21 protein-coding genes are annotated in these 21,098 nt (G+C 63.0%); 15 read left to right on the top strand and 6 right to left on the bottom strand.

Annotated elements, in window-relative coordinates; all coding sequences use genetic code 11:
• Window positions 1–329 precede the first annotated feature (329 nt).
• Window positions 330–446: an SDR family oxidoreductase gene (locus tag GEV05_23690; GenBank protein MPZ46335.1), complete on the bottom strand. Its 117-nt coding sequence runs from the start codon at window positions 444–446 to the stop codon at window positions 330–332.
• 39 nt (window positions 447–485) lie between these two features.
• On the opposite strand from GEV05_23690, the gene acnA reads away from it, so the two are divergent.
• Window positions 486–2,078 (top strand): aconitate hydratase AcnA, encoded by a 1,593-nt coding sequence (gene acnA / locus GEV05_23695; protein MPZ46336.1) that lies wholly within the window; start codon window positions 486–488, stop codon window positions 2,076–2,078.
• Between the two features lie 325 nt (window positions 2,079–2,403).
• On the opposite strand, the gene GEV05_23700 is transcribed toward acnA, so the two are convergent.
• The 5 genes from GEV05_23700 to GEV05_23720 form a co-directional block, all read right to left on the bottom strand.
• Window positions 2,404–4,545 carry a hypothetical protein gene (locus GEV05_23700; GenBank protein ID MPZ46337.1) on the bottom strand — a complete coding sequence of 714 codons (2,142 nt, stop codon included), beginning with the start codon at window positions 4,543–4,545 and terminating at the stop codon, window positions 2,404–2,406.
• A 44-nt stretch (window positions 4,546–4,589) separates the two neighbouring features.
• On the bottom strand, window positions 4,590–5,795 hold the full coding sequence (locus GEV05_23705) for an acyl-CoA dehydrogenase (protein ID MPZ46338.1): 1,206 nt from the start codon (window positions 5,793–5,795) through the stop codon (window positions 4,590–4,592).
• A 71-nt stretch (window positions 5,796–5,866) separates the two neighbouring features.
• Window positions 5,867–6,664, bottom strand: coding sequence for an enoyl-CoA hydratase/isomerase family protein (locus GEV05_23710; GenBank protein ID MPZ46339.1), 798 nt, complete (start codon window positions 6,662–6,664; stop codon window positions 5,867–5,869).
• A 72-nt stretch (window positions 6,665–6,736) separates the two neighbouring features.
• Complete coding sequence (locus GEV05_23715; protein ID MPZ46340.1) at window positions 6,737–7,711, bottom strand: tripartite tricarboxylate transporter substrate binding protein; 975 nt, start codon at window positions 7,709–7,711, stop codon at window positions 6,737–6,739.
• A gap of 151 nt (window positions 7,712–7,862) precedes the next feature.
• Window positions 7,863–8,684, bottom strand: a complete 822-nt coding sequence (locus GEV05_23720; protein MPZ46341.1) for a helix-turn-helix domain-containing protein — start codon at window positions 8,682–8,684, stop codon at window positions 7,863–7,865.
• A 361-nt stretch (window positions 8,685–9,045) separates the two neighbouring features.
• Between GEV05_23720 and GEV05_23725 the strand changes: the two genes are divergently transcribed.
• The 14 genes from GEV05_23725 to GEV05_23790 all read left to right on the top strand — a co-directional run bounded on the left by GEV05_23725 (window position 9,046) and on the right by GEV05_23790 (window position 20,969).
• A complete protein-coding gene (locus GEV05_23725; protein MPZ46342.1) occupies window positions 9,046–9,834 on the top strand; it encodes an enoyl-CoA hydratase in 789 nt (262 codons plus the stop codon).
• 24 nt (window positions 9,835–9,858) lie between these two features.
• On the top strand, window positions 9,859–10,281 hold the full coding sequence (locus tag GEV05_23730; GenBank protein MPZ46343.1) for a hypothetical protein: 423 nt from the start codon (window positions 9,859–9,861) through the stop codon (window positions 10,279–10,281).
• On the top strand, window positions 10,215–11,252 hold the full coding sequence (locus GEV05_23735) for a tripartite tricarboxylate transporter substrate binding protein (GenBank protein MPZ46344.1): 1,038 nt from the start codon (window positions 10,215–10,217) through the stop codon (window positions 11,250–11,252). The genes GEV05_23730 and GEV05_23735 overlap by 67 nt, the downstream gene beginning before the upstream one ends.
• 44 nt (window positions 11,253–11,296) lie before the next feature.
• The gene (locus tag GEV05_23740) at window positions 11,297–12,418 is read left to right on the top strand and encodes a nitronate monooxygenase (GenBank protein MPZ46345.1); all 1,122 of its coding nucleotides are present in this window, start codon (window positions 11,297–11,299) and stop codon (window positions 12,416–12,418) included.
• Complete coding sequence (locus GEV05_23745; GenBank protein MPZ46346.1) at window positions 12,415–13,413, top strand: tripartite tricarboxylate transporter substrate binding protein; 999 nt, start codon at window positions 12,415–12,417, stop codon at window positions 13,411–13,413. The genes GEV05_23740 and GEV05_23745 overlap by 4 nt, the downstream gene beginning before the upstream one ends.
• 115 nt (window positions 13,414–13,528) lie before the next feature.
• Window positions 13,529–14,266, top strand: coding sequence for a hypothetical protein (locus tag GEV05_23750; GenBank protein ID MPZ46347.1), 738 nt, complete (start codon window positions 13,529–13,531; stop codon window positions 14,264–14,266).
• Window positions 14,113–15,720 carry a CoA-binding protein gene (locus tag GEV05_23755; GenBank protein ID MPZ46348.1) on the top strand — a complete coding sequence of 536 codons (1,608 nt, stop codon included), beginning with the start codon at window positions 14,113–14,115 and terminating at the stop codon, window positions 15,718–15,720. The genes GEV05_23750 and GEV05_23755 overlap by 154 nt, the downstream gene beginning before the upstream one ends.
• Window positions 15,717–16,892: a thiolase family protein gene (locus GEV05_23760; GenBank protein ID MPZ46349.1), complete on the top strand. Its 1,176-nt coding sequence runs from the start codon at window positions 15,717–15,719 to the stop codon at window positions 16,890–16,892. The genes GEV05_23755 and GEV05_23760 overlap by 4 nt, the downstream gene beginning before the upstream one ends.
• 20 nt (window positions 16,893–16,912) lie before the next feature.
• Complete coding sequence (locus GEV05_23765; protein MPZ46350.1) at window positions 16,913–17,383, top strand: acyl dehydratase; 471 nt, start codon at window positions 16,913–16,915, stop codon at window positions 17,381–17,383.
• A 20-nt stretch (window positions 17,384–17,403) separates the two neighbouring features.
• Window positions 17,404–18,396 carry a tripartite tricarboxylate transporter substrate binding protein gene (locus GEV05_23770; GenBank protein MPZ46351.1) on the top strand — a complete coding sequence of 331 codons (993 nt, stop codon included), beginning with the start codon at window positions 17,404–17,406 and terminating at the stop codon, window positions 18,394–18,396.
• Between the two features lie 15 nt (window positions 18,397–18,411).
• Complete coding sequence (locus tag GEV05_23775; GenBank protein ID MPZ46352.1) at window positions 18,412–18,717, top strand: hypothetical protein; 306 nt, start codon at window positions 18,412–18,414, stop codon at window positions 18,715–18,717.
• Entirely contained in the window at window positions 18,609–18,920 is a 312-nt protein-coding gene (locus GEV05_23780) for a hypothetical protein (GenBank protein MPZ46353.1), read from the top strand. The genes GEV05_23775 and GEV05_23780 overlap by 109 nt, the downstream gene beginning before the upstream one ends.
• Before the next feature lie 64 nt (window positions 18,921–18,984).
• Window positions 18,985–19,974: a hypothetical protein gene (locus GEV05_23785; GenBank protein ID MPZ46354.1), complete on the top strand. Its 990-nt coding sequence runs from the start codon at window positions 18,985–18,987 to the stop codon at window positions 19,972–19,974.
• A 635-nt stretch (window positions 19,975–20,609) separates the two neighbouring features.
• On the top strand, window positions 20,610–20,969 hold the full coding sequence (locus GEV05_23790) for a transposase (protein ID MPZ46355.1): 360 nt from the start codon (window positions 20,610–20,612) through the stop codon (window positions 20,967–20,969).
• Window positions 20,970–21,098 lie beyond the last annotated feature (129 nt).

Below are 21,098 nucleotides of genomic sequence, written 5' to 3' on the forward strand. Positions count from 1 at the left end.
CCGCCGCTTCAATCTCGCCTCCATCTTGGCTCGCCTGGTGCGCGCCGCTTGCCTCACCTCGCCTCGGCCCGCCGCGCTCATTCGGCTGGCTGAAGAATGTCGCTAATCAGGCCAAGTTTAGAAGAACAACGGCCAAAGTTCTCTCGGAAGCATCGGCGGGTCACGTCATCGACGCGGTCGCGGCTCTGGATTCTACTAGGCCGAATGCGGTCGAGATGCTCTGCCGCGCATTGCGGAACGAGGAGCGTTAGACGCGGAACACCGTCCGATCGCGCTCAATGAGGAGGGGCTCCGACGAGTTTTTCCGCACCTTGCACGGGGCAGGGCCGTTACATGTATCTGCCGCCGGCACGAATGATCCGGTCGCCCGTGACGAAGGACGACTCATTGGAGGCGAGAAACAGCGCGACGTTTGCGACTTCCTGCGGTGATCCTGCGCGCCGCAGCGGCGTAGCCTCGAGTCACAAGTTCCTGGCACATCCGTCATTCCTGCTCAGCAGGCGGGGATCCGAAATGAATCTCGCCTGGCATCCCGCCTTCGCGGGGGCGACGAGCTTCTGACTTACTGTAAGTGCCGCTTTGCGGAAGTGCTCGCGCGGCCGGTGGCCGACGGCGGCTATGGAAAGCGCGCGCCGCAGCCGAGAAGCGGCAATACGGTCGCAGACGGCGATGTGGTAATCGCGGCAATCACCTCGTGCACAAATACTTCGAACCCAGGCGTGATGGTTTCAGCTGGGCTGGTGGCGAAGAAAGCCGTAGAGCGCGGCCTGTCCGCCAAGCGATGGGTAAAAACCTCGCTCACCCCGGGCTCCACCGTCGTCAGCAAGTATCTCGAAGCTGCGGGCCTCCAACCGTATCTAGACCGCCTCGGTTTCACGGTCGCGGGATATTGTTGCGCGACGTGCGTAGGCGCCTCGGGCCCGATCGACGCGGAGCTCGAGAACCGGATCGGCAGAGATGAAGTGGTCGCATGCGCGGTACTCTCCGGCAACCGTAACTTCGAAGCACGTATCCATCCGGCCGTGCGTGCGGCGTTCCTCGCGAGCCCGCCGCTCGTGGTTGCGTACGCCATCGCCGGCCGGGTCGACATCAATTTCGAGCGTGAGCCGCTTGCGATCAACGACGACGGCGAGCCCGTTTACTTGAGGGATGTCTGGCCCACGCCTGAGGAGCTCTCCCGCTCGTTCGAGTTCGCAGCGGATCCCGCGCTGTACCGCGAGGTTTATTCTGCCGACATCTCTTCCAAGAATCCGCTGTGGAAAGGAATCGAGCAGGTGACGGGCGATTTGTACCCGTGGGACGAGCGCTCGACGTATATAAAGGAGCCGCCCTTTCTCGACGAGTCGCTGCGCCATTCAGCGTTTGCCGATATCTTGGGCGCCCGAGCGCTGGCGGTGCTTGGGAATTCCGTCACGACGGACCATATCAGTCCGATCGGCAGCATCCAACCGAGCTTACCGGCCGGGGTCTATCTACGAAACCTCGGCGTGGAGGCAGAGGACTTCAACAACTATGGCGCGCGGCGCATGAATCACGAAGTCATGATTCGAGGCACGTTCGCGAACGTGAGGTTGAGAAATCTGATGCTGCCGGGCGTGGAGGGAAGCGTGACGGTGCATCAGCCGAGCGGCGACCGCCTGCCAATCTACGACGCGGCGATGCGTTATGCAACGCAGCGCGTGCCCATGGTCGTAGTGGCAGGGGAGGAGTACGGCACTGGCAGTGCGCGCGACTGGGCGGCGAAAGGCACCCGGCTCCTCGGTGTGCGCGCGGTATTGGCCTCCAGCTTCGAGCGCATACACCGAAGCAACCTCGTCGGCATGAACGTATTGCCCTGTCAGTTCCTGCGGGGCACGACGGCAGCGACGTTACGCATCGACGGCACGGAAACGTTCGATATCACCGGGCTGCACGATAGCGTAACGCCGTGTGGGAAGGTAACGCTCGTCGTGCGGCGCAATGATGGAGTCGAGGAAATTCCTGTGACGCTTCGTCTCGACACGCCCGCAGAGATCGAATATGTGCGTCACGGTGGCATCATGACTTACGTGCTTACTCAAGTCACACGCCCGTCCTAAGCGTCATGCAAGGTGAACGCGTACGCGACTGCGCGCGGCAGACATAGGCGTTGATCGCATTGATCATCCGATCGAGCCTGCCGGCTAGGGGGAATGCGGCTCGCGCGTTCCTCGACAGCTATGATCGTCGGCCAGACACTACGCTGAAAAAAGGCCGATTCGTTGCTTTTGGGAACGCAACGTCATGCGGCGACATACTTCCACCATTGCCCGCCATCCACGATGAGCTCTTCTTTCCCGATGCCGGAGCCGCCGGCTGCGATTAGGGCTGTCCGACCCTTCAAACTGCCCCTGGCGAACATCAATGCTTCCTCGCTCGTGGTCCTCACTGCGTGGTGCGACGTGCTGCATCCATTGTCGGGGAATCATTCTTCGAACCCGGAGGCGTGCTGTAGATCAATGCATCGACCACGCTCAGACCCTGCCCAAGGGGCTTTACGATCACTGGATTGATCTCGAATTCCTGTACGTCGGGCGTGGCGAGGAACATATCGCCGAATCGGACCGCCGCTTCCGCCAACGCCGGTACGTCAGCAGCCGGCTTACCCCTGAAACCCTGCAACAAGGTCCACAATCGCAGTTTGCGCAGTTTTGCCAGCACTTGCTCAACCGACGCGGGAAGCGCGAGATAGGCGACGTCCCGGTACAACTCGATCGCCGTGCCGCCCGTGCCGATCGAGAGGACCGGGCCAAAGTCGGTCTGGCGCAGGCACGACAGGACGACTTCCACACCATCGTCCACCATTTCCTGGACCAGAACGCCCATATCGGGCTTATGGAGCCGACGGCGGATCTCGGCAGCATGCGCGTTGACTTCCGCCGCCGATTGAACGCGTAACCTTACCAGCCCGAGCTCGGTCTTATGCTCCGCTTCCGAAGGCAGAGCTTTGACGACCGTCGGATATTTCATCCCGACGCACGCCGTCGCCGCACTCTCGTCGGGGCGCAGAACCGCCCACCTGGCAGGCGTCAGGCCGCATGTCTCACAGAACTCCATGGTCTGCATCCAATCGCGCGGAGGCGGCCGAAAGCTCAGCGGGCTGCGCTCCGGTGCGTTGGGCAGCTTTCGCATCCGGTGCCGCATGTATAGGAAGGACAACATCATCATCGACATCGCAGGGTCGGCGGCCAGCAGCACGCCCGCTTCGCGCAGCGATTGCGTGATGTTTCGCTCCATGCTCTCGCCGATCAGGCTGATGACGATCGGTACATCGCGCGCGACAGCCTTGAAGACCTCGACGTTCTCCAGCAGGCCGCGGCGCCCGCTGCTCGAGAACTGGACGATGATCGCCTCGGTCCTGGGATCGGCTTGGAACGTGAGGCATGTATCCCTGAACAAATTCGGGATGCTGTAAATCTGGCCGGTGAGATCGACCGGATTCTCTTTGCGCGCGAACTCCGGGAGGATCTGCTGCAGCGATGCGGCGGCCGTCGCACTGAACTCCGCCATGGGAATTCCGAGCTCGCCGCTATGATCCGCCAGCAGGGCGCCTGCGCCTCCCGAGGAGCTCAACACCGATACTCCGCCCTTCGGGTCACCGCTGATCCGTGGATCGGGCAGAAAGGCGAGGGCTTCCACCGCAGCGAGCGCTTCTGCCAGCGTGTTCACCGATACAACGCCCGCCTGCTCGAACACGTCTAGATAGATGGCATGGGCCGAGGCGATCTTGCCGGTGTGTGAGGCGGTGGCTTGCTGGCCGACTGCCGACCTTCCCGCCTTGAGGGCAACGATCTGGACTCCATTTTCGCGGGCGCGTTCCGCGATCGGCATAATCCGCTTCGCATCGTACAATCCTTCGATGTACATGGCGACGACGCGAACGTCGTCCTGTTCGACCACCCAGCGCAGGGCATGTAAAGCGTCCAGGCAGGTTTCATTGCCGACGCTGACGATGTAGGAACAGCCCATTGCGCTGTTCTGCAGGCAATTGGCAATGGCCCCGGCAAGGGCTCCACTCTGGCTGATCACGGCGATTGGGCCGTATTGCACCTTCTCCAGACTCACCGAAGCCGCACCGAAGGTCAGCAGGGCGCGGTGCCGAACGGACCAGATGCCCTGGCAGTTGGCGCCGAGCACGGCAACGCCGTTCCTCCGCGCGGCCGCGGCCAGACGGCGAGCGTGCTCCTTGCCGCTTTCGATTTCCTCGAAGCCCGAGCTGTACACGATCGCGTTGCGGATGCCCTTGGCGCCACACTGCGCGATCAAGTCCGGCACCGTTGTCGCAGGCGTGATCACGAGCGCCACGTCCGGAGCTTCCGGCAGCTCCGAGACGCTGGCGTAAGCTCTAAGACCTTCGACCTCGGCATGGCTGGGCGTGACCGGGTAAACGGCTCCTTGGAAACCATGCTTCAGAAGCACACGCACCAGGTTGTTGCGGGCGCTGCCGCGCTGAGGCGATGCGCCGACGATCGCGACGCTGCGCGGCCGAAAGAACTTGTCGAAAGTCGTCTCGTCGATCATGCTCATCCTTTCGCACCCGAGCGGGTGTTCGTCTCCCCGAGCGATCGCCTTCAGCTATCGCCGCGAATTTCACGCAAGCCGGTCTTGCCGTGATGACGATCGGCAACCTTGTAACCCAGGGCGTCCTCCGCGATCAGAACCTTCTGCACATTGGCCGAGCCTTCACCGGTAAAGAACAGGTCGGCGTACGATCGAAGCCACGATACCCGGTACTCGCTCGCGAGCCCGTATCCGCCGAAGATCTGCATTGCCTTGTCCGCGCACAGCTTTGCGGTTTGCGAGGCATGATATTTGGCTATAGCCGCGATCCGGTTGGAGGGCAGCCCGCTGTCCATGTGGTGCGCGGCCTTGTACACCAGGGCGCGGCTCGCTTCTATCGCGGTCGCCATGTCGGCGATCTCGGACTGGATCATCTGAAAGCGTCCGATGGGCTGTCCACGCAGCGTGCGTTCATTGGCGTAGCGGACGGCATCCTCGAAGCAGGCCCGCGCGATGCCCAGTGCCTTGCCGGCAATCGTCACCCTTCCGGACTGCAGCGCGCGCATGACGATCTTGAAGCCCTGACCTTCCTCGCCGAGGCGGTTTTCGACCGGAACCACGAAGTCATCGAGAAAGAGGACGTTGGTGCGAAGCGCGTTCGACAGCCCCAGCATCTCGATCGGCTGCGCCTTCCAACCCGGATACTTCTTCGGCTCGACGATGAACCCCGTCACGCCGCGCGCTCCTGCATCCCGGTCCGTCTTCGCGAACAGCACGCCCACATCGGTTTCGTTTGCGATCGAGGCAAATACCTTCTGCCCGCTGATGCGATACACGTCGCCGTCGAGGCGTGCAAACGTCTGCATCGCACCCGCGGGATCCGAGCCGCCACCGGGTTCGGTCAGAGACATCATGCCGATCGTCCTGCCGGCAAGAAGGTTCGGAACGAACTTCTCGATCTGTTCGGGCGTGCCGCCGAAGTAGATGCAAGCCGGGCAGGTAGATCCCTGCTGATTGTTGCAGGCGGAGAAGCGCACATCGTTGCGCGCCATTTCTTCCTGGATCACGGTCGCGGCCAGGTAGCCCATGTTGCTGCCGCCCACGGATTCGGGGAATACAGCGCCATAGAGTCCGGCATCCCCGGCCTTGCGAATGAGTGCGCGCGGAAACTCGCCGCGTTTCTCGTAGCCGTCCATGACGGGCACGACCTCGGTCTGCATGAAGCGGTTGACCATGTCGCGTACCGCTTCGATGTGTTCGGACGCTGCAGGATCCATGAATCGCTCCTTCTCGCTTGCATGAGCTGTGCGCATTGCGCGGTAGCCGGCGACCTAATCCAGTCACCGAGTCATGAATCGTTCCTGGCAGCCTGTACGAAGCTTGGGCGTCGACCTTCCAGCGCCGCTGCCAAACCTTCACGGAATTCGGGGTTGGACATGGCAAGCGCCTGTCCGTAGCCCTCGAACGCGAACATGTCGTGCAATGTCGTCTCGAAGCTCCGCGCCATGAGCGTTTTCGCGAGACCGATCACCTCGGCCGGCCCCTCCGCCAGACGGGCCGCCTCTTCCATTGCGGCCGCTTCGACCTGCTCGTCCGGCACCACTTTGGCGACCAGACCGAGCTCGAGCGCTTCCTGAGCCGACATCGTGCCGCTACTGAAAAGAAATCGCTTGGCTTGCGCCATCCCGATGAGCCGCGGCAAGTGGTACATCGTCCCGATGTCCGGCACGACGCCGAGGCGGAAGAAGCCGGAAACGAGCTTCGCGTTCTCACCCGCAATCAACACATCGCCGGTCAGTGCCAAGCCCATTCCGCCTCCAACGGCAGCGCCCCGCAGGCCGACCACGACCGGCTTGTCCAGCGCGATGAGCGGCATGAGCCAACGGCTCAAGTTGCGAAACCGTCGATGCACCGACCAAGGGTCCGACGCGCTCTGCAGCAACTTCAAATCGCCGCCCGAGCAGAAAGTCGGGCCTTCCGATGTCAAAAACACAGCGCGCACCGAGCGCTCGCATTCCGCGCGCTCGATGGCATCCCCAAGCTGCTGCCTCAACTCGGCGGTCAGCGAGTTGCGGTTCTCGGGGCTGCAAAGCCGGATGACCAGCACCGGACCCTGGCTGGCTGCACTTACCAATTGTTTGCTCATCACGCGTATCCCTTGTCTGGCGAGCGCTACATTGCGCCGGTAAGCTGCACGGTCTCGAATGGCTGGAGCGTGTTACTGAAGGGGAATGCGAGCGGCCTTGATCACCGTCGCCCACTTGGCGGTTTCCTCCGCGACGAGCGCTCCCAGCTCCTCGGGCGTGCCGGTGGTGACCTCCAGACCCTGTCGTTCGAAGATCGCACGCGCGTCTGGCTGACCGAACCCCTTGCGCAGCTCCTCGCTGATTCGCTTCGTGATCGCGGGAGGCGTGTTGGCCGGTGAGAACATGGCATTCCAGGAAGTGACTTCGTAGCCCGGAACCGTCTCGGCGATCGTCGGTGCATCGGGAAAGTCCGGAAAGCGCTTTGCGCCGGTGACGCCCAGCAAGACGACCTTGCCTGCCTGGATGAGCGGCACGACGGTCGTACTGCCGAAAGCAAGAGCGACCTCGCCCGAAAGCAATGCGGGCAATTGCTGCCCTGTACCCCGGAAAGGCACGTGCGTCATCTTAACTTGCACCATGTGGGAAAGCAGCTCGCCGGAGATATGCGTCGTCGTCCCGGTGCCCGCCGATGAATAGTTGAGATGCCCGGGCCGTGACTTCGCAAGCGCGATCAACTGCTTTACGGAGCGAACCGGCAGCGAAGGATGGCAGACCCGAAACAGCATGTACGAAGTCAAACCGGTGAACGGTGCGAAGTCCTTGATGGCGTCGTAGGGCGCACGCCGGTAGAGGCTTGGGTTGACTGCGAAGGCACTCGGTGTGACCAGAAGAACATGTCCGTCCGCGGGCGCTTGCGCAACGAACTCTGCTGCAATGTTGCCGCCCGCGCCAGGCCGGTTCTCGACGATGACCGGCTGTCCGAGCGCCGCATGTAATTTGCTGCTCGCCGTTCTCGCCACCAGGTCGGTGGAGCCGCCGGCGGCAAATCCAACGACGATTCGAATGGGCTTGGTCGGGTACTTCTGGGCCATGACGGAAGCGGGCAGCAGCACCGCGAGCGCTGCAACCGCGATCCGCGATACGCCATGCGGCATTGGCGATCTCATCTCCCTATCCTCCTCCTTACGCAGTTCTTATCCTCGACGCGGTTCCATGCTCGATGAACGGCAAGCATCGGTGGCTCGAGCACGGCCTTCGCAAGCGTGAGTGAAGACCCTCATACGAACCACCCCGCTCCAACTTCGATGCAACGGCAAATCAACTGTGCACCAGCGACCTGGCGCGCCGTGGAGCGCGCGCATCTCGGGTCGCCTTGCTCGGTTTTGCGACCTCGGAGCGCATCGCCGGCATCTCCACGTCCGAACCGAGCCGTCGGGAAATATCGCGGCTGGATTTCACGAGGGTCTTCACGAACTCGTCGATCCGCGGCTTCAGCCTTACGGTGGGCGCAGTGATCGAAATGCAGTACGGGGCGCTGCCGTCGCTCTCCCAGATCGGTGCTGCAATTGCGCTCAAACCCAGTACGCGCTCGCCATGCGAAACGCAGTAACCCGCTTTACGAACGCGCGCGAGCTCCGTCATCATCTCGGCTCGCTTTTCCGGGATCTTCGTTGCCTGTGCCACGATGCGTTCCATTGCCTTGGGCGCAACGTGAGCCATGAGCATTTTTCCGGTTGCGCCCTTACCGGTCAGCGCAACACTCTGACCTTGCCGTGCCATGCTCATGAGCGGCGACGGCGTATCGATGACCTCGATACAAATGCGGTCGCGTCCGCTCATCATGTTGAGCGTAACGGTTTCGTTCGTCTGGCGAGCGAGCTCGAGCATCGTAGGCCGCGCCACCTGACGGATGCTCAGGGTGCTCATTACCGATCCAGCGAGCCGCGTGAATCGAAACGACAAGCAATACTTCTGGTCTTCGAGCCGAATTAGATAGCCCATCCGCTCCAGGCTTTGCACGATCCTGAAGGTCGTGGACTTCGCCAATCCGATGCTGTTGGCAATCTCCTGCAGCGTGAGGCTCGGTCGCTGCGGACTGAAGCACTCGAAGATCGCCACCGTACGCTGCACGCCACGCATCGTCATTCTCTACCGTTTCGCTCTATTGCGAGGAAGCGTCGAACGCCCGCTTGACGGCGACAGGTTTCGGCACGCTGCCGGCCTTGCGCAACGAATGCTTCGGAATTACTGTAAGCGGCATCGCTTTCGAAGTCGCAGAGCGGATCAATCGTAGGCATGTTAGCCGCAAGACCCGCACCGCGATGGCGTTTATTCCAACCATTGGAACTGGTTCTGACAGTTTGACAGTGCGCAGTGTATTACCTACATTTCCGAAAGTCGACGCACTGCTCGTCGCGATGTCGCATAGCCAGGCAGTAACGAGCGGCGGACGGGCGGAGACCGCCCAAAGCGATGTAGCACCAGGAGGAGGATCCAGCGCATGTCGCAGTACGTAGTGTCCGAGGTCGGCGACAAGGTCGCGACGATCAGACTGAACCGGCCGGAGAAGCTGAACGCTTTCACCGACGACATGATCGATGCCTGGCTCGACCTCCTGGAAACCTACCGTACGAGTGATGCAGTGAACGTCATCGTCGTTACTGGAACCGGGCGCAGCTTCAGTACCGGAGGCGATGTCGGAAGATTCGGGGATTACGCGTCCCAGAGCCCGGCGCACGTCAAGGCTCGTCTGACGGAGAACGTGCAGCGGCTCGCGCTCAAGATCCAGGAGATCGACAAGCCGGTGATCGCGGCGGTGAACGGCATCGCCACCGGCGGCGGCGTGGATGTGGCGCTCATGTGTGATCTGCGTTTTGCGGCACGCAGCGCACGTTTCGCCGAGACTTACGTGCGCATGGGGCTCCTGCCGGGGGCGGGCGGTGCCTACTATCTGCCGCGTATCGTCGGCACGGCGAAGGCCCTCGAGCTCTTCTGGAGCAGCGAAACGATCGACGCGGAAGAGGCGTTGCGCATGGGTCTCGTGAATCGAGTATTCGACGACGATCGGCTCGTCGAGGAAACCCTCGCGTTCGCGCGGAAGGTGGCGCGCAGCGCCCCACTGGCGGTACGGCTATTGAAGAAGGTCTTGTATCAAAGCGCGACAACCGATCTGCGCGGTGCGCTCGAACTGGTCGCATCCAACATGCCCATCGTCCGACTGAGCGAGGACCACAAGGAGGCAGTCGCCGCGTTCCGCGAGAAGCGGGAGCCTGTGTTCACCGGGCGATGACGATGCCGCAAGCGGAGGAAGAGCATGGCAAATGAAACCGGCTATCCGGCACCCGTCCTCAATGCCGATTCGAAGGCCTACTGGGAAGCCGCCGATCGCGGTGAGCTCCTCCTCAAACGTTGCAGTACGTGCGGGAAGGCGCACTTTCCGCCTCGGCATCTGTGTCCCACGTGCTGGTCGGAGCAGCTGGAATGGACGAGGAGCTGCGGAAGCGGCACCGTCTACACATTCACGGTGATGCACCGTGCGCCGATGCCTGCATTCGTCAAGCGCGTTCCGTATGTGGTTGCGTTGATCGACTTGGACGAGGGACCGCGCCTGATGGCGAACATCGTCGGAGACGATGCCCTGCTGAGCCAGATCGGAGACCGGGTTGCAGTGTGCTTCGAAGAGCGGATGGGTGGCGCCAAGCTGCCGCAGTTCAAACGGACGGGGGTGAGCTCGTGAGCCGCCGGGCCGTCGCCAGCGTATCCGTGCTGGCCGCCGTGCTCGCCGGGCCAGCGAGTGCGGCGTCCGCCGATACCTATCCGACCCGGCCGGTGCGCTTCGTCGTCCCGTTGGCCCCGGGCGGGGGAACGGACGTCGTGTCACGGCTTTTCGCGCAGAAGCTTTCCACGGCATGGAGTCAGCAAGTCGTCATCGACAACCGCCCGGGCGCGGGCGGCGTTATCGGTGCCGGCATCGCCGCCAAGGCGGCACCCGACGGCTACACCCTCGTCATGGTGTCGAGCAGCCATACGGTACACCCAAGCATGCACAAGAAGCTCCCGTACGACACCGTAGCCGACTTCGCACCGGTGTCCATGCTCGTGACTTATCCTTTCCTGCTGGTAACACATCCTTCGGTGCAGGCGGCGAGTCCGAAAGAGTTGATTGCGCTCGCCAATGCCAAGCCGGGCAACCTGCGCTATGCATCCGGCGGTCCCGGGTCCGCAGCGCATCTCGCTGCCGAGCTCTTCAAGAGTATGTCGGGAGCAGCTTTGACTCACGTGCCTTACAAGGGCAGCGGACCGGCAGTCATCGCAATCGTAGCGGACGAAGCGCCGATCGGCTTCTACTCCGCTTCCGCTACCGGCCACCACGTACGAGCGGGAAAGCTCAAGGCGCTCGCGACCACCGGGGCACGCCGTTCCACGTTTCTTCCCGACCTTCCGACGATTGCGGAATCCGCGATCCCGGGCTACGAGGCGAGCACATGGGCGGGCGTGCTCGTTCCGGCAGGTACCCCGGAGGCAATCGTGAGGCGCGTGCACGCAGCCTTGATGGACGCGCTTGCCCAGCAGGACGTGAAGGAAGCGCTCGCAAAGCTGGAATTCGAGCCCGTAGGCAGTACACCTGGCGAGTTCGGCGAAACCATCACACGGGAACTCGTCAAGTGGAGAAAAGTCGTGCGCGAGTCGGGCGCTAAGGTGGAGTAGCCCCCGCTCGTTCCGGATGAGGCGATTTACGGAGGAAGAGTGAAATGGCAAGGCCCATACTCGAGACCCCTCTTTGCGAGATGCTCGGCATCGAATACCCGATTCTCCTTGCCGGCATGGGCTCCCGAGGTAAGGCAACGCCGCCCGAGCTGGTGGCTGCGGTATCGGAAGCCGGTGGCATGGGCTGCATCGGCGGATCGGGCTTGGAGCCCGAAGAGATTCGACGCGCGATCCGGAAAGTCCGCACGCTTACCCGGAAGCCTTTCGGCGTGGACTTGCTGTTGCCTGCCAAGCTCGCGGAGGCAGCGAAGACGCGCTCCGAAGTGCGCCGGCAGTTGCGCGAGCGCTACCCCGAGCATGTCGCGTTCGCGCGGCGCGTGCTCGAGGACCACGGCGTGCCCGAATGCCAAGTGGACAACGAGGTGGTCATCTCGGATGTTCTGATCGCCCGGCAGCTCGAGGTGGTGTTCGAGGAGAGGGTGCCGATGTTCGCAGCCGGCTTGGGCGATCCCTCGGCAATGGTGCCGCGCGCTCGCGCGCAGGCGATGAAAGTGCTCGGCCTGGCCGGCACGGTCGCCAACGCGCAGCGTCATGTCAAAGCTGGCGTCGACATTGTCGTTGCGCAAGGCTACGAGGCAGGTGGGCACACCGGAAAGATCGCGAACTTCGCGCTCATTCCCCAGGTGGTAGACGCGGTGTCACCTGTGCCGGTCATTGCGGCGGGCGCGATTGTCGATGGACGTGGAATCGCGGCAGCGCTCACGCTGGGTGCACTCGGCGTCTGGATCGGAACCGCCTTTCTGGTCGCGCATGAGTGCGAGATTGCCGACGCCATGAAGGAACAGATCATCAACGGCCGGGCTCAGGATTTCGACATTCAGCGCGTCTATACGGGCAAGACGATGCGTTGCTACCGAAACGCATTGGTCGAAGCATGGGGAAAGTCGGGTCTGGAGCCGCTGCCGATGCCTTACCAGAAGATCCTGCTCGACGATTTCAACGAAAGCGCGGCCAAGGCAGGCCGCTGGGAGCTGCACAGCAATCCGGCGGGGCAGGGCGCGGGCATGCTCGCACAACGCAAGCCGGCGAGGGACATCTTCGAGGGGTTGGTGGAAGGCACGCTGCGCGCACTGAAGGACATGCAACATCGCGTGCGGACTGCATGAGGAGGCGTCGCATGCAGAACCGAATCGCGCTAGGGATATTCGTCGGGGCAGCATTCATCTCGCACCCCGCAATGGTGAACGCTCAGGAGGCGGGCGCTTATGGCAGCCGGCCGATCCGGCTGATCGTACCCGTCGCGCCCGGCGGCAGCACGGACATCGTGGCTCGCATCCTTGCCGGAGGCCTTACGGAAAGCGCGGATCTGCGAATCGTCGTGGACAACCGGCCCGGCGCGGGCGGCGTCATCGGCTCGGAAACGGTAGCGCGCGCAACTCCCGATGGCTACACGCTGCTGTTTCCGTACGCCTCGTTTACTACGACGCCGTTCCTGAGCGACGTGCCGTACGACGCCTACCGCGATTTCTCCCCTGTAACGCAAGTCGCGGTGAGTCCGCTCGTGCTGGTAGTGCACCCGTCTCTACCCGTCTCGAACATGAAAGACCTGATCGCACTTGCGAAGTCCAAGCCGAAGGGTATCAACGCCGGTATCGCAACCCCGGGTAGCGCAGGCCATCTCGCGACGGAGCTGTTCAAGCTGCGTACCGGCACAACCGACGGCATCGTGTCCGTCATCTATAAGGGTGGGGCGCCCACGCAGGTCGCGCTTCTCTCGGGCGAGGTGCAGCTCATCTTCGCTAGCGTGCCTTCGTCCATGGCACATATCAAGGCCGGAAAGCTGAAAATCCTCGGAACGTCGGCCAACAAGCGGCTCGCCTCCTTTCCCGATGTGCCGACCTTTGCCGAGCTCGGTGTGCCGGTGGATACGGCGCCTTGGCAGGGCATAGTCGGACCGGCGAAGATGCCGCGACCCATCGTGATCCGGCTTTACCAAGAGGTGGCGAAGGTATTGAAGCGGCCGGATATCGTGGAGCGGCTTGCGGCGACCGGGTCGGAGCCCATCGGGAGTACGCCGGAGGAATTCAGCGCCAAGATCAAGCGGGAATTGCAGGAGTTCGGAAAAGTCATCCCGGCGCTCGGATTGAGGATCGCACGATGACCGCGTCTTGGTTGCATCCAGAGAGGAGGCGAGCCCCGGTCTCGTTCTCGGGCACGCCGCGGACAACGCGCATAGCGTGCCGAAACCGTACTGATGCACCCAGGCGCAAATCACGATGAATCGATCCGAAAACTCCGTCTGCCCTACATTCGCCGCGCGAGAGCTGTATGGGGCCGAAGAACTTTCCCGCCTTTTGCGACCACGTAGCGTAGCCATTGTGGGTGCTTCCGCCACACCGGGCGCGTTCGGATATCGGACTTTGCAGAACACCTCGTTCGGATATACGGGCAGCGCTTATCCGATCAATCCCAGGCATCGCGAGATCCTCGGACGCGCGTGCTATCCGACGATCGATAGCCTCCCGGAGGTGCCCGACTGCGTCGTTCTCTCCGTGCCAGCGGAACAGGTGCTGCCGATCGTAGAGCAATGCGCAGGGCTGGGGGTGGGGGGTGCGGTCATCTACTCGTCCGGCTTTCTCGAAACCGGCGATGCCGAACGGGTCGCGAAGCAGCAGCGGCTGGTCGAAATCGCCCGGCGGAGCGGAATGCGCATTCTGGGTCCGAGCTGCATCGGCGTCATGAACTTCGTCGATCGGGTGGGACTCTCCTTTCAGCCGGGGTTGAACGAGCTTCCGATGATCACCGGTCCGATTGGGCTGGTGGTCCAGAGCGGCGGCTGGGTTTCATCCTCACCCAGGGGATGCAGCGCGGTATCGGCTTCAGCTACAACTTCGCACCCGGAAATTCCAGCGACGTCGACATCAGTGATCTCATCAATTTCCTCGTCGAGGACGAGACGACGAGGTCGATTGCATGCGTCTTCGAGGGTATTTCGGACGGAACGCGCTTCCTGAAAGCGGCAAGGCGTGCGCTAGAGAGAGGCAAGCCCGTCATCGCCTACAAGATGGGACGGAACGATCTCAGTCGCAGCACCGCCCTTTCGCATACCGGTACGCTCACCGGCTCCAATGTCGCGTACGAAGCCGCTTTCGAGCGTGCGGGCGTCGTTCGCGTCGACGACTTCGAAGCGGTGCTGGAGACAGCAGCGTTCTTCTCCAAAGCGGGAAAGCCCGTGACGAGCGGCATTGGCGTCATGTCGGCGTCTGGCGGAGCCGCCGTCATGGCCGCAGACAAAGCGGACGACTTGGGAGTTTCATTGCCTCCGCTTGCGCCCCAGACCTCAGCGAAGCTGCGCGAAAAGATGCCGGACTTCGGCTCGAGCGCAAATCCATGCGACATCACGGCTGCGTCTTTGCACGATCACACGATGTACGGTCATTGCATCGAGGCTTTCGCGGCGGATCCCTCGTTTGCGGCCGTCGTCGTGCCTATGATGACGGCGTTCGCACCCAACACCGTTGAGCGTGCGAGATACCTGTGCGACCTCGCGCAGCAACTGGACAAGCCCTTGTGCATCGTATGGCTCAACGAGTGGTACCAGGGGCCGGGCAGTGAGGTGTACGACGCCTCTCGGAGCCTTTCCATGTTCCGCTCGATGAGGCGATGCTTCGCGGCGCTCAAGTCATGGATGGAATACCACGAGCGGCGGGACGGGTTGCTCGCGCGGCAAACGCAAAGGCTGGCCAGTGAACAGCATACGGCGAGGGCGATTGCGCTCCTTGGCCAGCGCCAGGCGGGAGAAGCGCTGAGCGAAGGTGCGTCGAAAGCGCTCCTCGCAAGCTACGGCATTCCGGTCACTCGCGAGAAGCTTGCACGCACCGAAGACGAGGCCGTAGAGGCCGCCAATGAACTCGGCTACCCGGTCGTATTGAAGGCGGAGTCCGCAGCGATACCGCACAAGACCGAAGCCGGTGTCGTGCATTTGGCGCTCGCTGACGAGCCCGCCGTGCGTAAGGCCTATCGGTCGATCGAGGAAACGGTCGAGCGTCTCCCCGATCGCCCACGCCTCGCCGGCGTGAGCGTGCAGGAAATGATCGGCGGCGGAATCGAAGTGATTGCCGGAGTACGAAACGATCCGCAATTCGGACCGCTCGTGGTATGCGGTATGGGTGGCGTGCTCGTGGAAGTCCTTCGAGATACCTCAGCCGCGTTGGCACCGATGAGCAAGGACGAGGCGCTCGAGATGCTGCGCAAGCCCAAGGGATACAAGCTGCTCACGGGTTTTCGGGGCGGGAAGCCGGTGATGCTCGACGCGCTCGCGGAAGCAATCGCGCGAGTCTCGGAGCTCGGGTTCGACCTGCGTGATCGGCTTGCGGAGTTGGATGTCAACCCGATCCTCGCGAGCGCGGAACGCGTCGTTGCCGTGGACGCGCTGGCCGTGATCTCGCGACGTGGAGTAGACCGATGACCCAATCACTGCGCAACGAGGCTGCGATCGTCGGCGTGGGCGAGTCCGACATAGGCAAAGTGCCGCATATGACAGGCCTCGGGCTGAATGCACAGGCCGCGCGCCGCGCGCTCGACGATGCCGGGCTCGAAGTCGGAGACATCGACGGCCTGCTTACGGCATATTCGTTCAGCGAACCGTATTTCATGCTCGGCACCGTGCTGTGCGAATACCTCGGTCTCAAGCCGCGGTACTGCTCGGCGATGATCGCGGGTGGCGCCACGCCTGCGGTAATGCTCGGTCATGCCGCGGCGGCTATCGCAACGGGAATGGCGAGCACGGTGCTCGTGTGCACCGGCGAGAACCGCGCGACCGGGCTCACTCGGGACGCCGCTGTGTCGGCCCTGGCTTCGGCGGTCGGGCATCCCTACTTCGAAGCGCCATACGGACCCTCCATTCCGGGGTGCTACGCCATGATCGCGCGGCGTTACATGCACGAATACGGCATTACTCGCGAGCAGCTCGCACAGGTCGCGGTGACCACGCGCCGGCATGCATCGCTGCATCCCAATTCGCACATGAAGCAGCTAATCACGATCGAGGATGTGCTCGCTTCCAAGGAGATCGCGGCACCGCTCAATATCCTCGACTGCTGTCTGATATCCGATGCGGCCGGCGCTTTCATCGTCACTTCGGCGGAGCGTGCGCGCGACTGCAAGGGCAAGCCGGCGTACTTGCTGGGGGTGGGCGAGCGTCATACGCACGAGCACCTCCTGTGCGCGGAGAGCCTCGTGCATTTCGGCGCGGCCGATTCGGGCAAGGCGGCATACGACATGGCGGGGCTCGGGCCGCAGGACATCGACGTGGCGCAGCTCTACGACTGTTTTTCCATCGTCCCGGTGATCGAGCTGGAGGAGCTCGGGTTCTGCAAACCGGGCGAAGGCGGGGCTTTCTACGCCGAGGGTCACGCGGAGATCGGTTGCAAGCTCCCTGTCAATACGCATGGCGGCATGCTCTCGCACGCGCATGCGGGCGCGACCGGCGGACTTCTCGGCATCGTCGAGGCAGTGCGCCAACTCCGCGGCGGGCTGGGCGAACGTCAGGTCGAGGGCGCCGAAGTGGCTCTGGTGCACAACGAGGGCGGGGTGCTTTCATCCCACTGCACCGTGATTCTCGCAAACAGCCCACGGTGACGACGGGTCAAGGAGGCGACATGACGACGCAGAATCGCGGTCTCTATTGGGAGGATTTCGAGGTCGGTCGGACTTTCGTGACGCCGAAACGGACGATCACCTCGACCGACATCGTGAATTTTGCCTGCCTGTCGGGGGATTTCAACGAGGTGCACACGAACTGGGAGTACGCCAAGACGACGCCGTTCGGCGAGCCCATTGCGCACGGTCCGCTCGTCTACGCCATCATGGGCGGGCTTCAGTATGCGAGCGGCGTCAATGATGGGACCTTGCTCGCCCTGCTGCAGGTCGACAATTGGCGGATGCTCGCACCGGTGAAGCACGGTGACACGCTGCACATGGAGTCGACCGTGATCGAGAAGAAGGAGAGCAGCAAGCCGGACCGGGGCGTGGTGAAGTTCAGGCGGCGCTTCATGAAGCACGATGGCGTCGCGGTGCAGGAGATGGAAACCACGCTGCTTTACCGCCGTCGGGCGGGCGCTGGGGTTTGAGCTTGCCATCGACCGCGCTCATGCGAGCTCCGGCACAAGTCTCGTTACGGCGTGTTGCTGGTCCAATCGTTGTCCTGGGCCTTGCGCTTGGAGCTGCGGATCCCTCGCACGCCCAGGCGTATCCGAACAAGCCGATACACTTCATCGTTCCGCACTCGGTGTCGGGCTCTCCTGATATTCTGGCTCGCCTTCTCGCCCTGCGACTCGGCGAGGCGCTCGGACAGCAAGTCGTCGTGGACAATCAGCCGGGCGCGGGTGGCGTCATGGGCGCCGAAAAGGCGGCACGCGCCGCGCCCGACGGCTATACTTTGCTAACGGGCTCGAGTGCTATCGTGATCAACCCGAGCCTTTATCCCAAGGTGGGATACGACGTGCAGCGTGATTTTCAGGGCATTACCGCGCTTGCATCCGCACCACTCGTTCTCGTTGTGCATCCGTCGCTGCCAGTGCGCTCGACCCGCGAGCTGATCGCGCTCGCGCGGGCCAAACCGGGCGCAATCAACTATGCGTCTGGCGGAAGCGGCTCCGCCGCTCACATGGCCGCGGAGCTCTTCAAGAGCATGACTGGCGTGAATCTCGTGCACGTGCCTTACAAAGGCACCGCTCCGGCGCTTGCGGATCTGGTGGGCGGCCATGTGTCGGTCGCCTTCTATACGCTATCGGCAATTGGCGGGCACGTAAAGGCAGGCAGGCTCAGGCCGCTTGCCCTTACCGGGCTCGAGCGCTCTTCGGGTATGCCCGATGTACCAACCGTCGCCGAAAGCGGCTTGCCGGGCTATGAGGCAAGCACGTGGATTGGCGTTCTCGCGCCGAGCGGCACTCCGCGCGGGCTTATAGATCGCCTGCACGCCGAGATCATCAAGATCCTGGCCATGCCTGAAATCAAGGAGCGCGTTACGTCGCTGGGATTCAGCCTCATTGCCAACACGCCCGAGGAGTTTTCGGCGCAGATCAAATCCGACCTTGCCAAGTGGGCGCGAGTCATCCGCGTCTCGGGTGCAAGGGTTGATTGAAGCTTGAAGAGGGGCGTGCAGATGAGCGAGGAGTTTCAGGACATCCTGTATACCGTGGCCGGCGGGGTGGCCACCATCATGATCAATCGCCCGCAGAAGATGAACTCGGTCACCGCCGAGACGATGCGCGAGCTCGAAGTGGCGTTCGATGCAGCCGGCAGTAATCCCGAAGTCGGTGTCGTGGTGTTCACCGGTGCGGGAGATAGGGCCTTCTGTGCCGGAGCCGATGTCTCGTGGCAGAAGGAGGGACGGATGGGACGAGGCGGCCCCGCGATGTTCAGTCCGCCCTACCTGATTATTTCTCGCTGCCCGAAGCCGTAATAGCCCGTGTGAACGGCTACGCCATCGGCGGCGGCCACCATTTTGCGTATTTCTGCGATTTCACCATTGCTGCAGAACACGCTGTCTTTGGCCAGAGCGAGCCGCGCGTCGCGTATCCGGCAAGCGGACCGACCGTCAGTTATCTGACACGTATCATCGGCCACAAGGGCATTGTCCCGATCGATGTTGAACTGAGGGTCTGAGGTGGCGGCTCCTTTCCCCTGCGTGTGATATGCAGGGGGTCGCCAAACCAAGAAAGGAGCCACCATGGCGAAGACTGTCACGAAGTCGATCGTTTGCCAATCGCAAGCCGATGCAGGGGCGCTCAACGTAGCTATTCCAGCGCGCGTGCTCTCGGCGCTGAGGAGTGCGAAGGAAGCGTTCTTCGCGTTGTGCGTGCAAACGGGCAAGGAGGTGCTCGCGACGCTCATGGAACAAGAGCGCGCGAGTTTGTGCGGGGCGAAAGGCGTCCCCAATCCCGAGCGCCGAGCGCTGCGTGGTGGCCACACGACGAGCCGCGTGACACTCGGAGGCCGGCGCATCGAGATTCGCCGCCCGCGGGCGCGCAATGTCCAGGGCGCGGAGGAGTCTCTGCCGAGCTTTGCGTGGGCGGCCAATCGCGATCCACTGAACGCCCATACGCTCGATGCGATCGCCGTGGGAATCAGTACGCGCCGCTATGCCCGTTCGCTGGACGCCTTGCCCGAGCAGGTGGTGCAGTGCTCGACCTCCAAGAGCGCGGTCTCGCGGCGCTTCGTTGCACTGTCCTGTGAGCGGCTCAAGGCGTGGCTGAGCCGATCGCTCGAGAAGCTCGATTTGCCGGTGCTGATGATCGACGCGATCCACTTCCGCAGCCACATCATGCTCATCGCCCTGGGCATCGATACCGAAGGGCGTAAGCACGTTCTAGGCATGCGCCAGGGTGCGACCGAGAACACGGCCGTGGTGCGCGAGCTGATCGCCGATCTGATCGAGCGTGGCCTCAATGCCGAGGCCCCGCGACTGATCGTCATCGACGGGGCGCGGGCGCTTCGTCGGGCGATCACCGAGTGCTTCGGCGACAAGGTCGCGGTGCAACGCTGCCTGTCGACGGGGTTTGAGTTCCGCGTGATTTTGAGGATAAGCGCGGGACACCCCCGGAATGACGCGGCGGGTCTTATCGATGCTGGGCTTGGAGGATCGCGATTCGAAGGTGTTGATCTGTATCGCTGGCACAGCGATACAGAATCGGTAGGCCGAGGCGCTTACCGGCGTTGACCGATTGCTTGGGGCCTCGGGCGGGGTGTGCGCTATGCTGATGGCAAACGCCGCAAAGACGAAGGCCCGGGCACATTCCTGGAAAGAACCCCCGGGCCTTCTAGAGCGCGCGCGCTGTTGCGTGCGTGCATTGCGTTTATGCCTTGATTGCGCGGCGTTGTCCAGTGGGACGCGCCGAGGCGATGAAGGCGGGCGAGACGACGTATCGGCTCTACAGCTGCGCGCGCTGTGCCGCGCAGGTGCGCATCTGCCGGCGCTGCGATCGGGGTAACCGGTATTGCACGGGGGCGTGTGCGCGGATACGGCGGCGCGAGTCGCTACATCGGGCGGGTGCACGCTATCAGCGAAGCCACCGTGGGGCGTGTCGGCATGCGGCGCGCCAGTGCGCCTGGCGTGCACGGCGCGCGCAGAAAGTGACGCATCAGGGTTCCGGTGAGGCGGACATCCCGGGCACAGTGGCGCTCGTCGCGACCGATGAGACGCTGAGCGTAGCCTGCGATGATCACCGCCTGTCCGAGTTCCCGTCGCCGTGGCGAACCGAACCACGTTCGTTGCTCGCACAACGCTGCAGCTGGTGCAAGGGAGCACTTCCGGCGTTTGCACGGTTCGGTCCCCTGCGCGGTGGGCCTTGAACGATGATCCCGCGCGCCCTCGAAGCCGAGATCGTGCGTCTGTACCACGCCGAGGGCTGGCCGATCGGCACGATCGCCCGGCAACTGCGCGTGCATCACGCCACCGTGCGCCGGGCACTGCGCAGCGCCGGGGTCGAGGTGGCGCCCAAGATCGTGCGCTCCTCGATGATCGATCCGTACCGGGCGTTCATCGTGGAGACGTTGACGAAGTACCCGAGCCTTCGCGCCTCGCGACTCTACGCCATGGTGAGGGCGCGCGGATATCCCGGAGCAGCGGATCACTTCCGAGCGCTGGTGGCGAGCCTTCGGCCGCGACCGGCCCCCGAGGCGTACCTGCGGCTACGCACCTTGCCCGGCGAGTAATGGGAAGCTTCCCATTACTCGCCGGCGGCGAACTCAAGGGTGAGGAACGCTTTTGGGGAGCGTGGGCGGATGCGCTGCACGTAGTCTTTGACGATCGTGAGGCCTCCGCCATAGCCTGCCTCGCGCAGG

The sequence above is a fragment of the Betaproteobacteria bacterium genome (assembly GCA_009377585.1).
GTDB lineage: Bacteria > Pseudomonadota > Gammaproteobacteria > Burkholderiales > WYBJ01 > WYBJ01.